The organism is Salana multivorans, from assembly GCF_003751805.1.
Lineage (GTDB): Bacteria > Actinomycetota > Actinomycetes > Actinomycetales > Beutenbergiaceae > Salana > Salana multivorans.
Window position 1 is genome coordinate 291,938 of the sequence record NZ_RKHQ01000002.1, and the last position, 14,062, is coordinate 305,999.

The 14,062-nt window shown below is 71.8% G+C and carries 14 protein-coding genes; 13 read left to right on the forward strand and 1 reads right to left on the reverse strand.

All coding sequences use genetic code 11. The features are described 5' to 3' along the window. Positions 1-14 precede the first annotated feature (14 nt). The 8 genes from EDD28_RS13585 to EDD28_RS13620 all read left to right on the forward strand — a co-directional run bounded on the left by EDD28_RS13585 (position 15) and on the right by EDD28_RS13620 (position 8,905). A complete protein-coding gene (locus EDD28_RS13585; protein ID WP_123740318.1) occupies positions 15-797 on the forward strand; it encodes an ABC transporter ATP-binding protein in 783 nt (260 codons plus the stop codon). Positions 798-909: 112 nt separating this feature from the next. Continuing rightward, positions 910-1,389, forward strand: a complete 480-nt coding sequence (locus EDD28_RS13590) for an NfeD family protein (RefSeq protein WP_123740319.1) — start codon at positions 910-912, stop codon at positions 1,387-1,389. Between the two features lie 57 nt (positions 1,390-1,446). Next, positions 1,447-2,613, forward strand: coding sequence for an SPFH domain-containing protein (locus EDD28_RS13595; RefSeq protein ID WP_123740320.1), 1,167 nt, complete (start codon positions 1,447-1,449; stop codon positions 2,611-2,613). 101 nt (positions 2,614-2,714) lie between these two features. Then, entirely contained in the window at positions 2,715-3,518 is an 804-nt protein-coding gene (locus EDD28_RS13600; RefSeq protein WP_148059629.1) for a YwiC-like family protein, read from the forward strand. Between the two features lie 24 nt (positions 3,519-3,542). Continuing rightward, complete coding sequence (locus tag EDD28_RS13605) at positions 3,543-4,166, forward strand: GNAT family N-acetyltransferase (RefSeq protein ID WP_123740322.1); 624 nt, start codon at positions 3,543-3,545, stop codon at positions 4,164-4,166. Positions 4,167-4,221: 55 nt separating this feature from the next. Continuing rightward, positions 4,222-5,952 (forward strand): ABC transporter ATP-binding protein, encoded by a 1,731-nt coding sequence (locus EDD28_RS13610; protein ID WP_123740323.1) that lies wholly within the window; start codon positions 4,222-4,224, stop codon positions 5,950-5,952. Between the two features lie 203 nt (positions 5,953-6,155). Then, positions 6,156-8,087, forward strand: coding sequence for an ABC transporter ATP-binding protein (locus EDD28_RS13615; protein WP_123740914.1), 1,932 nt, complete (start codon positions 6,156-6,158; stop codon positions 8,085-8,087). Beyond that, positions 8,084-8,905: a TrmH family RNA methyltransferase gene (locus tag EDD28_RS13620; RefSeq protein ID WP_123740324.1), complete on the forward strand. Its 822-nt coding sequence runs from the start codon at positions 8,084-8,086 to the stop codon at positions 8,903-8,905. The genes EDD28_RS13615 and EDD28_RS13620 overlap by 4 nt, the downstream gene beginning before the upstream one ends. Before the next feature lie 10 nt (positions 8,906-8,915). On the opposite strand, the gene EDD28_RS13625 is transcribed toward EDD28_RS13620, so the two are convergent. Beyond that, positions 8,916-9,515 carry a CDP-alcohol phosphatidyltransferase family protein gene (locus EDD28_RS13625; RefSeq protein WP_123740325.1) on the reverse strand — a complete coding sequence of 200 codons (600 nt, stop codon included), beginning with the start codon at positions 9,513-9,515 and terminating at the stop codon, positions 8,916-8,918. Between the two features lie 134 nt (positions 9,516-9,649). Here EDD28_RS13625 and EDD28_RS13630 point away from each other — a divergent pair, with 134 nt between their 5' ends. From EDD28_RS13630 to EDD28_RS13650, 5 genes are read left to right on the forward strand one after another with little or no spacing between them, the layout of a single operon-like run. Next, a complete protein-coding gene (locus EDD28_RS13630; protein ID WP_123740326.1) occupies positions 9,650-10,546 on the forward strand; it encodes a MetQ/NlpA family ABC transporter substrate-binding protein in 897 nt (298 codons plus the stop codon). Then, positions 10,543-11,625: a methionine ABC transporter ATP-binding protein gene (locus tag EDD28_RS13635; protein WP_425469988.1), complete on the forward strand. Its 1,083-nt coding sequence runs from the start codon at positions 10,543-10,545 to the stop codon at positions 11,623-11,625. The genes EDD28_RS13630 and EDD28_RS13635 overlap by 4 nt, the downstream gene beginning before the upstream one ends. After that, positions 11,622-12,278, forward strand: coding sequence for a methionine ABC transporter permease (locus tag EDD28_RS13640; RefSeq protein ID WP_123740328.1), 657 nt, complete (start codon positions 11,622-11,624; stop codon positions 12,276-12,278). Before EDD28_RS13635 ends, EDD28_RS13640 begins: the two co-directional genes overlap by 4 nt. Positions 12,279-12,334: 56 nt before the next feature. Further along, positions 12,335-13,222, forward strand: a complete 888-nt coding sequence (locus EDD28_RS13645) for an ATP-binding cassette domain-containing protein (protein ID WP_123740329.1) — start codon at positions 12,335-12,337, stop codon at positions 13,220-13,222. Continuing rightward, entirely contained in the window at positions 13,219-14,022 is an 804-nt protein-coding gene (locus tag EDD28_RS13650; RefSeq protein WP_123740330.1) for an ABC transporter permease, read from the forward strand. The genes EDD28_RS13645 and EDD28_RS13650 overlap by 4 nt, the downstream gene beginning before the upstream one ends. Positions 14,023-14,062: the final 40 nt, after the last annotated feature.

Genomic DNA, 14,062 nt, shown 5'->3' on the forward strand with positions numbered 1-14,062 from the left:
GGTAGGGTCGAGGCATGGCTGGAGTGCTCTCCCTTGACGACGTCTGCGTGCGTCGCGGCGGCAGGAACATCGTCGACCACGTGACCTGGGAGGTGAACGACGGCGAGCGCTGGGTCGTCCTCGGCCGCAACGGGGCCGGGAAGACGACGATCCTGCAGCTCGCGTCCGCGCGCATGCACCCGACGAGCGGGACCGTCGAGATCCTCGAGGACCGGCTCGGGCGGGTCGACGTGTTCGAGCTGCGCCCGCGGATCGGGTTCGCCTCGGCCGCGCTCGCGCAGCAGGTCCCGGGCGACGAGCTCGTCCTCGACGTCGTGCTCACCGCCTCCTACGGGGTCACCGGGCGCTGGCGCGAGGTCTACGAGGACCTCGACTCCGAGCGGGCGCAGACGCTCCTCGACGCGTTCGGCGTCGGACACCTCGCCGACCGCACCTACGGCACGCTCTCCTCGGGCGAGCGCAAGCGCGTCCAGATCGCGCGCGCCCTCATGACCGACCCCGAGCTGCTGCTGCTCGACGAGCCGGCCGCCGGGCTCGACCTCGGCGGGCGCGAGGAGCTCGTCGCGGCGCTCGCCGAGCTCGCCGGCGACCCGGCCTCGCCCGTGACCGTGCTGGTCACGCACCACGTCGAGGAGATCCCGCCGCACTTCACGCACGTCCTGCTGCTGCGCGGCGGGGCCGTGCTCGCGGCGGGTCCGATCGCCGAGACGCTGACCGCCGAGAACCTCTCGGCGACGTTCGGGATGCCGCTCGTCGTCGACCGGCACGGCGAGCGGTGGAGCGCGCGGGCGCAGTAGTCGGCGATACGTGCTCTGGCGCGTCGCGCATGCTGTAAGTTTGAATGTTCTTGACCGAGAGAACACCACCCGAGTGACATCACCCGGGAGGCACACCGGAGGGGAGGTCGTCATGGAGCTGTGGATCATCTGGCTCGCGCTGTTCCTGCTGCTGCTGGTCGTCGAGGTGCTCGTCGTCGATCTCCTCTTCCTCATGTTCGCCGGAGGCGCCTTCGCGGCGACGGTCGCGGCGCTCCTCGGGGCACCGCTCGTCATCCAGGTCGCGGTGTTCGGCGTCGTGTCGGTCCTGCTGCTCGTGGCCATCCGGCCGTGGGCGCTGCGTCGGTTCAAGTCGACCAGCCAGGGGACCGCCACGGGTGTCGACGCGCTCATCGGGAAGGAGGCGGTCGTCGTCATGCCGCTATCCGCCGACGGCGGTCGGGTCAAGATCGGCGGCGAGGTCTGGACGGCCCGCCTCGACGCCCGGGGCACGCTGCCGGACGGTGCCAAGGTCATCGTCTCGGCGATCGACGGCGCGACCGCCGTCGTCGTCCCCCTCGTCGACGGGGTGGCGGCGAACCCGTCCGACCCCTACGGCATGCACCGGTCCTAGCGCCGCGGTCCGCACGGACCGGCACTGGGCCACCGGATCACAGGAAGGAACTCCAGCGTGGAACCTGGACAGGTAGTCGGGATCATCGTCGTCGGCCTGCTGGCGATCTTCATCATCGTGGCGATCGCGCGCGCGGTGCGGATCGTGCCGCAGGCCGTCGCCCTCATCGTGGAGCGGCTCGGTCGCTACCACTCGACCATGTACGCCGGTCTGCACTTCCTCATCCCCTTCGTCGACCGCGTCCGCGCCGGGGTCGACCTGCGCGAGCAGGTCGTCTCGTTCCCGCCGCAGCCCGTCATCACCTCCGACAACCTCGTCGTGAGCATCGACACGGTCATCTACTTCCAGGTGACGGACCCCAAGGCCGCGACCTACGAGATCGCCAACTACATCACCGGTATCGAGCAGCTCACCGTGACGACGCTGCGTAACGTCATCGGCTCGATGGACCTCGAGCAGACGCTGACGTCGCGCGACCAGATCAACGGCCAGCTCCGCGGCGTCCTCGACGACGCGACCGGCCGCTGGGGCATCCGCGTCAACCGGGTCGAGCTCAAGGCGATCGACCCGCCCGCGTCCGTCCAGGGCTCGATGGAGCAGCAGATGCGCGCCGAGCGTGACCGCCGCGCCGCGATCCTCACGGCCGAGGGTGTCAAGCAGTCGCAGATCCTCACGGCCGAGGGTGAGAAGCAGTCCGCCATCCTGCGGGCCGAGGGTCAGGCGCAGGCCGCGATCCTGCGGGCCGAGGGTGAGTCTCGCGCCATCCTCCAGGTGTTCGAGGCCATCCACCGCGGCGACGCGGACCCCAAGCTGCTGGCCTACCAGTACCTGCAGACGCTGCCGCAGATCGCCAACAGCGCCTCCTCCAAGATGTGGATCGTCCCGACCGAGTTCACCGCGGCGCTCCAGGGCGTCGCCGGGGCGTTCGGCGTCGGCAACGCGCCGTCGGGCGGCTCGGACGACGGGGAGTCGGCGACGGAGCGCGTGCGCCGCGAGCCGTCGGCGTTCGCCGACACCCTCGGCGACTTCTCCCTCGAGGACCCGGGTGAGGCGCTGCGCAAGGCGCAGGGTGCCGCGGACGAGGTGACGCACGAGGCCAAGGCCGCGGGCACGCTCTCCGGGCAGCCGTTCGACCCCTCCGTCGCGGCCGGGCAGCAGCCCGCCGAGACCGAGGGTGAGCAGGGAACGGGCGGCACCGCGCCGACCTACCCGCCCACGCCGTGACGTCTGCCGACGAACCGAGCCCGGTCGCGCGCCCCGCGCGCGGCCGGGCTCGTCGGCGTCCGGGGTCGGGGTGGGTGCCGAACCAGCACGGGGCGTGGGCCATGCTGCTCGCCCCCGTGCTGGTCGGCGCCTGGCCGTTCCTCACCTGGCGCACGCTGCTCCTGCTGGTCAGCGCGCTCACCGGGTTCTGCGCGCTCTACGCCGTCGGGCTCTGGCTCAAGTCGGGACGCCGCGCGCGCTACCGGACCGCCGCGCTCGTGCACACGCTCGTGACGGCGGCGCTGGTCGCGTGGCTGGTCGCCCTCGAGCCGCGGCTGCTGTCCTGGAGCTGGGTGTTCGTGCCAGCGGTGGCGCTGAGCCTGCTGGCCTCCGCGCGCCGCTCCGACCGGACGTGGTGGAACGACATCGTCCTGGTCGTGCTCGGCTCGTGCCTCACGCTGGTCTCGGCCGGCCTCACCGGCCGGCGCTCCGGCGTCTGGCTGGCCGACGACCCGTCCGTCGCCGTCCTCACCATCGCCCCGGCACCGTTCGCGTGGCCGCCGCTCGGCCTCGACGTGCCGGGTGCGTGGGAGCGCGCTGTCGTCCTCCTGCTCTACTTCGCCGGGACGATCGTCCACGTCAAGGCCCTCATCCGGGAGCGGCGCCGACCGTGGGTGAGCCGGGCGGACGTCTGGTACCACGCGGTGCTCGTCCCGGCGGCCGTGGTGTGGACGCTGCTCGGCCACCTGGGTGCTGCCGGCTGGTTCCTCGTCGGCGTCGCGGTCGTGCTCGCGCTGCGCGCCTGGTGGATCGTGACGCGTCGCCGGGACCTGTCGGTCAAGGCGATCGGCGTCGTCGAGATCGTCATGACCGTGCTGGTCTCCGTCGCGGCGATCTGGGTCGGCGCGATCGTCGCGCACGGCTAGCCGGCGGTGCCTACGATCGGGGGCATGGCCTCCTCGACGGCGCGGCTGCGCGCCTTCCGTCCCGCCGACACCGACGCTCTGGTCGACGTGTGCGTCCGCACCGCGGACGCCGGCTCCGACGCGACCGGGCTGCTGCCCGACGACCGCCTCTGGGCCGACATCTACCTGCTGCCCTACCTCGAGCGTCACCCCGACCTCGCCTTCGTCGTCGAGCTCGACGACGCGAGCGACGCGGCTGGCTACATCGTCGCGACGGACGACACCGCGGCGTTCGCCGAGTGGTTCTCCCGCGAGTGGTGGCCCTCACTGGGTCGCCCGCGCGCCTCGGAGGTTCCCGACGACGCGGCCCACGCGCTCGAGCGTCAGCTCCTCGGGCGGGGCGAGCAGGGGCCGGACGCCTGGGCGCCCGATGGCGCACCGGCGCACCTGCACATCGACCTGCTGCCGGTGACGCAGGGCCGGGGCGCCGGCCGGGCGCTCATGGACCTGCTGTGCGCCGAGCTCGCCGCGCGCGGGATCGCCGGTGTCCACGCGACGGCCGGCACCGCGAACGCCGGGGCGCTCGCCTTCTACCCGCGGGTCGGCTTCGACGCGCTGCCGCCGGACGGCGGTGGCCAGACGTTCGTGCGGCGCCTCGCGCAGGGCTGAATCCGGCGCGGCTGCGCGGGGTCGCGCCCGAGTCTTTGTGGCGTAGCGTCTGCATGTGTTCTTCCGACTGCTCCGCACGTCGCTGAAGCCCTACTGGGGCTTCATCTGGATCGTGCTCGTGCTCCAGCTCCTGCAGACGCTCGCGACGCTCTGGCTGCCGAACCTCAACGGCCGCATCATCGACGAGGGTGTCGCCGCCGGTGACGTCGGCCAGATCTGGCGCCTCGGCGGCGTCATGCTCGCCGTGACGTTCGGCCAGGCGGTCGCCGCGGTGGTGGCCGTGTACTTCGGCGCCCGGACCGCGATGGCGGTCGGGCGCGACCTGCGGGCGAGCCTGTTCGAGCGCGTCCAGCGGTTCAGCGAGCAGGAGATGCGCGAGCTCGGCACGCCCTCGCTCATCACGCGCACGACGAACGACGTCCAGCAGGTGCAGATGTTCGTCATGATGACGCTCACGATCATCGTGATGGCGCCGATCATGCTGGTCGGCGGCGTCATCCTCGCGCTGCAGGAGAACGTCAGGCTCTCGGCGGTGCTGCTCGTCATCGTGCCCGTGCTCATCATCGTGATCGGGCTCATCGTCATGCGGATGGTGCCGTACTTCCGGCAGATGCAGACCCGGATCGACGCCGTCAACGGCGTCATGCGCGAGCAGATCACCGGCATCCGGGTGATCCGGGCGTTCGTCCGGGACGACTACGAGCAGCTGCGGTACGGCCTCGCGAACGGCAACCTGCTCGACGTCTCGGTCAAGACCGGCAAGCTCATGGCGCTCATGTTCCCGACGGTCATGCTCGTCATGAACGCGTCGACCGTTGCGATCCTGTGGTTCGGCGGGAACCTCGTGAACGACGGCACGATGGAGGTCGGCGCCCTCACCGCGTTCCTCAGCTACATCATGTACATCCTCATGGCGGTCATGATGAGCTCGATGATGACGATGCTCGCGCCGCGCGCCGTCGTCTCGGCCGACCGGATCACGGCCGTGCTCGACTCCCAGCCGACCGTCGTGCCGCCCGCGAAGCCCGTGACGCCGCGGGTCCTCGAAGGCCGGGTCCGGTTCGAGAACGTCTGGTTCTCCTACCCCGGGGCGGCCGAGGCCGTGCTGGAGGAGCTGACCTTCACCGCCGAGCCCGGCCGGACGACGGCGATCATCGGCGCGACCGGCTCGGGCAAGTCGACGCTCGTCGGCCTGGTCCCGCGCCTGTTCGACGCGACCGACGGCACGGTGTCGATCGACGGGGTCGACGTGCGCGACCTCGACCCGCAGGTGCTGTCGGAGCTGGTCGGGATCGTCCCGCAGAAGTCGTTCCTGTTCAGCGGCACCGTCGCCAGCAACCTGCGGTTCGGCCGGCCCGACGCGACCGACGAGGAGCTGTGGGACGTGCTCGAGGTGGCGCAGGCCGCCGACTTCGTCCGCGAGCTCGGCGGCCTCGATGCGCCGATCGCCCAGGGCGGGACGAACGTCTCGGGTGGACAGCGTCAACGTCTCTCCATCGCGCGGGCCATCGCCCACCGACCACGGGTGTACCTGTTCGACGACTCGTTCTCAGCGCTCGACTACGCCACCGACGCCGCCCTGCGCGCAGCGCTCGCGGCCGTCACCCGCGAGTCCAGCGTCATTGTCGTCGCCCAGCGCGTCTCGACCATCCGGCACGCGCACGAGATCCTCGTCCTGGAGAAGGGCCGGATCGTCGCGCGCGGGACGCACCCGGAGCTGTTGGAGTCCTCGGAGACCTACCGCGAGATCGTGGAGTCCCAGATGAGCCTGGAGGAGGCCCGGTGAGCGGGGAGAACCCGGTGGGCGGGCAGAACCCGACGGGCGACGTCCCGGCGAACGGCCCGGTGGGCGCCGCGCGGACGGCCTCGGGGGAGGGGGTCTCGGTCGTGCCGGGCGCGGCCGACGCGCCGACGCCGCCCGGCAAGGACGACGCCAGCGTCGTCCGGGCGAGCCAGAGCAACCGTCGCGGCCCGGGCGGCGGGATGGGCATGCCGGCCGAGAAGCCGCTGGACCTCGTCGGCACCCTCAAGCGGCTGCTGCACGAGATGCGCCCGCACCGCATCGCGCTGTGGACGTCCGTCGTCATCGGCGCCGTCTCCGTCGTCCTCTCGGTGCTCGGGCCGAAGCTGCTCGGCAACGCGACCAACCTCGTGTTCGGCGCGTGGGTCGCGCAGGTGGTCGGGCAGCAGTTCCCGGCCGGCACGACGCGGGAGCAGGCGATCGAGGCGCTCCGGGCGGCCGGGCAGGACCGGTTCGCCGACATGCTGGGCGCGGTCGACTTCGTGCCGGGGCAGTCCCTCGACACCCGCCTCCTGCTCACGACGCTCGCCTGGGTGCTCGGGGTCTACGTCGGCGCGTGGTTCCTCGGCTGGATGCAGGCGCGGATCACGGCGATCATCGTCCAGAAGACCATGTACCGGATGCGCGCCGAGGTCTCGCGCAAGCTGACCAGGCTGCCGCTGTCCTACATCGACTCGCACACGCGCGGCGAGGTGCTCTCCCGCGTCACCAACGACATCGACAACCTCGCGCAGACGCTGAGCCAGACGCTCGCGCAGCTCGTCACCTCCGTCCTCACCGTCGTCGGCGTGCTCGGCATGATGTTCTGGATCTCGCCGGTGCTCGCCCTCGTCGCGCTCGTCGCGGTGCCCGTCTCCGCCGTCGTCACGACGCTCATCGCCAAGCGCTCGCAGCCCCAGTTCATCGCGCAGTGGCGCACGACCGGGGAGCTCAACGGCCACATCGAGGAGATGTACACCGGCCACTCGCTCGTCAAGGTCTACGGCCAGCAGGCGCAGTCGCAGAAGGTCTTCGACCAGCGCAACGGCGACCTGTTCACGTCCTCGTTCAAGGCGCAGTTCATCTCCGGCACGATCCAGCCGGCGATGGGCTTCGTCGCCAACCTCTCCTACGTGTCGATCGCGGTGCTCGGCGGGCTGCGCGTCGCATCGGGCACGATGTCGATCGGCGACGTCCAGGCGTTCATCCAGTACTCGCGCCAGTTCACCCAGCCGATCACGCAGATCGCGGCGATGATGAACATGCTCCAGTCCGGCGCCGCCTCGGCCGAGCGGGTGTACGCCCTCCTCGACGCCCCCGACGAGACGCCCGACCCGGAGCCGGAGGCGGCCGCGGAGCTCGATCACGTCCAGGGTCGGGTGCAGTTCTCGAACGTCGACTTCTCCTACAGCCAGGACAAGCCGCTGATCGAGGATCTCGACCTGCTCGCCACCCCGGGCCAGACGGTCGCGATCGTCGGACCCACCGGCGCGGGCAAGACGACGCTGGTCAACCTGCTCATGCGGTTCTACGACATCCAGGGCGGCGCGATCACGCTGGACGACGTCGAGACCCGCCAGCTCACCAGGGCCGGGCTGCGCGGCAACATCGGGATGGTGCTCCAGGACGCCTGGCTGTTCGAGGGCACGATCGCGGAGAACATCGTCTACCCCCTGGCCACCGTGCCGGGGGAGACGGTCACGCCCGAGCAGCGCGAGCTGATGATGCGCGCGGCGGTCGCCACGCACGTCGACGACTTCGTCCGGATGCTCCCGGACGGCTACGACACGGTCATCGGGGGCGAGGCCGGCACGCTGTCGGCCGGCGAGCGGCAGCTCGTCACGATCGCCCGCGCCTTCGTCGCCGACCCGCCGATCCTCATCCTCGACGAGGCCACGAGCTCGGTCGACACGCGCACCGAGGTGCTCGTGCAGAAGGCGATGAACGCGCTGCGCGTCGGGCGGACGTCGTTCGTCATCGCGCACCGGCTCTCGACCATCACCGGGGCCGACACGATCGTCGTCATGGAGGGCGGGCACATCGTCGAGCAGGGCGTCCACGCTGAGCTGCTGAAGCTCGACGGGCCCTACGCGCGGCTGTACCAGAGCCAGTTCGCCGGCGGGAACGACGAGGCGGAGTGACCGCGTCGTCGCTCCCGGTCGTCGAGCTGACCGACGTCGCCGACCCCCGGGTCGCGGAGTACACCGGCCTCACCGACGTCGCGCTGCGGACCCGGTACGAGCCGGAGGCCGGGCTCTACATGGCCGAGTCGTCGAACGTCATCCGCCGCGCGCTGGCGGCCGGCCACCGGCCGCGCTCGTTCCTCATGGCGCCGCGGTGGCTCGACTCGATGGCCGACGTGCTGCGCGCGCACCCGGACGCGCCCGTGTACGTCGCGCCCGAGCCCGTGCTCGAGGAGCTCACGGGGTTCCACCTGCACCGGGGTGCGCTGGCCGCCATGCACCGGCCGGAGCTGCCCCACCTCGCCGACGTGCTCGCCGGGGCGCACCGCGTCGCGGTGCTCGAGGACGTGGTCGACCACACGAACGTCGGGGCGGCGTTCCGCTCGGCCGCCGGGCTGGGCGTCGACGCGGTGCTCGTGACGCCGCGGTGCGCCGACCCGCTCTACCGGCGCAGCGTCCGCGTCTCGATGGGGACCGTGTTCCAGGTCCCGTGGACCAGGATCGACCCCTGGCCCGGCGGCATCGACGTGCTGCGCGCGCACGGGTTCGTCACCGCGTCGCTCGCGCTCGCGGACGACGCCGTGACGCTGGACGAGCTGGCGGCCGACCCGCCCGAGCGGCTGGCTCTCGTCCTCGGCGCCGAGGGGCACGGCCTCAAGCCGGCCACGGTGGCGGCGAGCGACGTCATCGTGCGCATCCCGATGGGGCACGGTGTCGACTCGCTCAACGTGGCCGCCGCGAGCGCGGTCGCGTTCTGGGCCACCCGCCGCGGCTAACGGGCAGCGACTAGGCGCGGCGGCGACGGGCGATCCGGGCCATCCCGACGGCGTACCCCGTCCCGGCCACGACGTGCCCGAGGACGCCGACGACCAGCAGCCCGAGCCCGACCAGCCGCAGCCAGCCGAGGTCGGTCCCGGCCGCGACGATGAGCGTGGGCAGCGCGACGAACAGCGCGGCCGTGCGCCACTTCCCGATCCGGCTCACGGGCAGGTCGGGCGACCCGCGGAACCAGGTCGCGGCGAGGAGGAGCAGGACGAGGTCGACCGCCGCGATCGCGACGAGGGCCCACCACGGCAGCACGCCGCCGATGGCGAGCACGAGGCTGACGCCGATGATCGAGATGCGGTCCGCGACCGGGTCGAGCCGCGTCCCCAGCAGGGTCCGCTGGTCCAGGCGCCGGGCGAGGAAGCCGTCGAGCCAGTCGCTCCCGCCGAGCACGACGAGCGTGCCGAGCGCCCACCACCAGTGCTGCGTGAGCAGGAGCGCCATGGCGAGCGGGAGCAGCACGACGAGCCGGGCGAACGAGATCGCGTTCGGGATCGTGAGGACCCGCCGCGAGAGCCGCTCGGCCTCGGCGGGGGCAACGGGCGGGGGCGGCTGCGTCACGGCTCGATCCTAGGCCGACCGCGTCTCGGCATCCGAGACGATCCGCGTCGGTTTGCGGGGAGGGGGTCACGAGTCGCAGGCTCGACGTCGTCTCGCCCGGCCAGCCGGCCTCGAACCGAAGGAAGTCCACCATCATGACGTCACGTCGTCTCGTCAAGCTGCTCGCACCCGCAACCATCGTGGCGCTCCTGATGACCGCGTGCGCCGGCGACGGGAAGGACGGCTCCGACGGGGCCAGCGGCGGCGACACCATCCGGATCGGCGTCGTCGGCGCCGCGGACTCCCAGTGGACGGTCTTCAAGGAGAAGGCGGCGGCCGAGGGGCTCCAGGTCGAGATCGTCGACTTCTCCGACTACCAGGTGCCCAACCGCGCGCTCGCCGACGGCGAGCTGGACCTCAACCAGTTCCAGCACCTGCAGTTCCTCGCCGACTTCAACGTCAACACCGGGTCGGACCTGCAGCCGATCGGGGCCACGGCCGTCTACCCGCTCAACCTGTACTCGCTGGAGTACGCGAGCGTCGAGGAGATCCCCGACGGCGCCACGATCGCCGTGCCGAACGACGCGACGAACCTCGCCCGCGCCCTGCTCAACCTGCAGCAGGCCGGGCTCATCGAGCTCGCCGACGGCGGCAACTCGTTCTCGACCGAGGCCGACGTCCTGCCGGGCTCCCGCGTCGAGGTCGTGCCGGTCGACGCCGCGCAGACCGCGACCAACCTTCAGGGCGGCAGCGTCCAGGCCGCCGTCATCAACAACGACTTCGTCTCGAAGGCCGGTCTCACGGACGACGACATCGTCTACCCGGACGACCCGACCGGCGATGCGATCAAGCCCTACATCAACATCTTCGTCGCCCGCGCCGAGGACAAGGACGACGCGGACTACCTCAAGCTCGTCGAGATCTGGCACGACCCCGAGGTCGAGGCGGCCGTGACGGAGGACTCGGGCGGCCTGGCGATCTTCGTCGACACCCCGGCGGCCGAGCTGCAGCAGATCCTGGCCGACATCGAGGCGAACGCGCCGGCGAGCTGATCTTGCCCACGTCCATCGTCAGTCTGCGCGGCGTCTCGAAGAGCTTTCCGGGGCGCCGCGCTGACGCGCCCGTCGCCGCCGTCGAGGACGTCACCCTTGACATCCACCAGGGCGAGGTCTTCGGCATCATCGGCTACTCCGGCGCGGGGAAGAGCACGCTCGTCCGGCTCATCAACGCCCTCGAGCCCGCCACCGCCGGCACCATCACGGTCGCCGGGACGCAGATCACCGGCCTGCCCGAGCGGAAGCTGCGCCGGGTCCGCGCCGGCATCGGGATGATCTTCCAGCAGTTCAACCTGTTCGCCTCCCGCACGGTCGCCGGGAACGTCGCCTACCCGCTCCGGCTGGCCGGGGTGCCCCGGGCCGAGCGCGAGCGTCGGGTGGCCGAGCTGCTCGACTTCGTCGGCCTGGCCGACAAGGCCGGCGCCTACCCGTCCCAGCTCTCGGGCGGGCAGAAGCAGCGCGTCGGGATCGCCCGCGCGCTCGCGACGTCGCCGCAGCTCCTCCTCGCGGACGAGTCGACGAGTGCGCTCGACCCGGAGACGACGGCGGACGTGCTCGCCGTCCTGCGCCGCGTCAACGCCGAGCTCGGCGTCACCATCGTCGTCATCACGCACGAGATGGACGTCGTCCGCGCCCTGTGCCACCGCGTCGCGGTCATGGAGCGCGGCCGGATCGTCGAGGTTGGCGACGCCTACCGCGTCTTCGCCGACCCGAGCCACCCGGCGACGGCCCGGTTCGTCGGCTCCGCGCTGCACGACACCCCGACGCCGGACGTGCTCCAGCGGCTGCGCCACCGCCACCCCGGCCGGCTCGTCCTGGTCCGGATGCGGTCCGACGGCGGGTCCGGCGGGTACCTGACGAAGACGCTGCGGGAGTTCGACGTCGAGGGGTCGATCATCTACGGCGGCATCTCCGAGGTGGCGGAGCGGCCGTTCGGCTCGCTCACGATCGAGCTCGACGGCGACCCGGCGCGGGTGGAGGAGCTGGTCGGCTACCTCACCCTCGCGATGGGGGCGACGGACCTGGGGACGGCGGCCGACCCGACGCCGCCGCCATGGACGGAGGGGACGCGATGAACTGGGAACGCCTCGGACCGCCGTTCTGGAAGGCGGTCGCCGAGACCGGCTTCATGGTCGGCTGGACGATGCTCGTCGGCGGGCTGATCGGGCTCGTCCTCGGGATCGGCCTCTACCTGTCCCGGCGCGGCGGGATGCGCGCCAGCACGGGGGTGTTCACGGGACTCAACGTGCTCGTCAACATCGTCCGCCCGATCCCGTTCATCATCTTCCTGTTCGTGCTGTTCCCCGTGACCAAGGCCGTCGTCGGGACGACGATCGGCACCGCCGGCGCGACGTTCCCGATGCTGCTCATGGCGGGGTTCGCGTTCTCGCGCCTGGTCGAGCAGAACCTGCTCTCGATCGATCCCGGCGTCATCGAGGCCGCCCGCGCGATGGGTGCCGGGACGATGCGCATCATCACGACGGTGCTCATCCCGGAGGCACTGGCCCCGCTCATCCTCGGCTACGCGTTCCTGTTCGTCGGCGTCATCGACATGTCGGCCATGGCGGGCATGGTCGGGGGCGGCGGGCTCGGTGACTTCGCCATCAAGTACGGCTACCAGCAGTTCAACTGGCCGGTCACGTTCTTCGTGGTCGTCGTCATCATCGGCATCGTCCAGCTCGCGCAGCTCCTGGCCAACGTCCTCGCCCGCAAGGCGCTGCACCGCTGAGCGTCTCCGCCTCGCGGGGGAGGTGGCCGGTGCGCCGGCTCGCCTAGGGTCGAGTCATGCCCGTGAGCATCGAGATACAAGGCGTCACCAAACGTTTCGGCGAGGTGAGCGCCGTCGAGGACCTCACCTTCACCGTCCGACCCGGCCGCGTCACCGGCTTCCTCGGCCCCAACGGGGCTGGGAAGACGACGACGCTGCGCATCCTGCTCGGCCTCGTCACCGCCACGGCGGGGTCGGCGACCTTCGGCGGCGCCCGCTACGGCGACCTGCCGAGCCCGCTCGGCACCGTCGGTGCCGCGCTCGAGGCGGCGAGCTTCCACCCGGGCCGCTCGGCGCGCGACTTCCTCCGCGTCCACGCCGCCGGCGGCGGCATCGACGCCGGGCGCGTCGACGTCGTGCTCCAGATGGTCGGCATGACGACGTACGCCGACCGTCGCGTCGGCGGCTATTCCCTCGGGATGCGCCAGCGGCTCGGCCTCGCCGCCGCGCTGCTCGGCGACCCGGACGTGCTCGTCCTCGACGAGCCGACGAACGGCCTCGACCCGGAGGGCATCCGCTGGACGCGTGAGTTCCTCCGCGCGTTCGCCGGCACGGGGCGCACCGTCCTCGTCTCCTCCCACCTGCTCGCCGAGGTGCAGCAGATGGTCGACGACGTCGTCGTGCTGGCGAACGGCCGGCTGGTCTACTCCGGGACGCTGGAGGAGCTGGCCTCGCGGGAGCAGGTCACGACGCGCGTGCGGGCCGCGGACGCCGCGGCGCTCGCGGCGGCGCTCACCGCGGCCGGCATCGGCGTCCGCGACGGCGGCGGCGAGCTGCTGGTGGACGCGATGCCCGAGACCGTCGGGCAGGTCGCGTTCCGGGCGGGCCAGGAGCTGCACCTGCTCGCGCCGCTCGGCGGCGGCCTCGAAGAGCTGTTCCTGCGGATGACGGGAGGCGAGCGATGAGACTGCTCGATGCGATCCGCGCCGAGGTCCTCAAGGTGACCACGACGCGCATGTGGTGGATCCTCGCCATCGTGACGCTGGTCTACATGGCGTTCATCGGTCTCTCCCTCGGGGCCGCCTTCTCCTTCGCCGGAGACGAGGAGATGGGGCTGCCGCTCGGCGACACCGCGCTCGCCCACATGGTCTACTCCCTCGCCGTGACGATGGGGTACGTGTTCCCGCTCGTGCTCGGCGCGCTCTCGGTGACCGGGGAGTTCCGCCACCAGACCCTGACGCCGACGTTCCTCGTCGTTCCCCACCGCGGGGTGGCGCTCCTGGCCAAGGGCATCGTCCAGCTCGTGCTCGGCATGGTCTTCGGCGTCGTCGCGTTCCTCGGGACGATGGCGGCGGGCGGCTCGGTCATCGCCGCCACCGGGGGCGACGCGGCTCTCGGCTCGGGGGAGACCTGGCTGCTCGTGCTCCGCGGGGTCGTCGGGATGGGGCTCTGGGCCGTCATCGGCGTCGGGTTCGGCGCGCTCATCAGGAACCAGGTGGCCGCGATCGTCGTCATCCTCGCGCTCACCCAGTTCGTCGAGCCGCTGCTGCGCTCGATCGCGATGCTCAACGAGGTCTCGGCCAAGATCGCCAACGTGCTGCCGGGCTCCGCGTCCGACGCGCTCACTGGCGCGAGCTTCTACCAGTCGTTCGGGACGAGCTCGTCCTCGCTGGACTGGTGGGCCGGAGGCCTCATCCTGATCGCATACGCCGTCGGCGCCGCGTTCCTCGGCTACTGGGTGACCTGGCGTCGCGACGTGACGTGACGCCGGCCGCCCGGGTCGGCTCCGCGGTCGCGTCGACGAC

Bases quoted from the DNA above. Each gene is read 5' to 3' on its own strand.
- EDD28_RS13605 (WP_123740322.1), top strand. From the start codon at position 3,543: ATGGCCTCCTCGACGGCGCGGCTGCGCGCCTTCCGTCCCGCCGACACC.
- EDD28_RS13590 (WP_123740319.1), top strand. From the start codon at position 910: ATGGAGCTGTGGATCATCTGGCTCGCGCTGTTCCTGCTGCTGCTGGTC.
- EDD28_RS13650 (WP_123740330.1), top strand. From the start codon at position 13,219: ATGAGACTGCTCGATGCGATCCGCGCCGAGGTCCTCAAGGTGACCACG.
- EDD28_RS13630 (WP_123740326.1), top strand. From the start codon at position 9,650: ATGACGTCACGTCGTCTCGTCAAGCTGCTCGCACCCGCAACCATCGTG.
- EDD28_RS13615 (WP_123740914.1), top strand. From the start codon at position 6,156: ATGCCGGCCGAGAAGCCGCTGGACCTCGTCGGCACCCTCAAGCGGCTG.
- EDD28_RS13600 (WP_148059629.1), top strand. From the start codon at position 2,715: ATGCTGCTCGCCCCCGTGCTGGTCGGCGCCTGGCCGTTCCTCACCTGG.
- EDD28_RS13585 (WP_123740318.1), top strand. From the start codon at position 15: ATGGCTGGAGTGCTCTCCCTTGACGACGTCTGCGTGCGTCGCGGCGGC.
- EDD28_RS13640 (WP_123740328.1), top strand. From the start codon at position 11,622: ATGAACTGGGAACGCCTCGGACCGCCGTTCTGGAAGGCGGTCGCCGAG.
- EDD28_RS13645 (WP_123740329.1), top strand. From the start codon at position 12,335: ATGCCCGTGAGCATCGAGATACAAGGCGTCACCAAACGTTTCGGCGAG.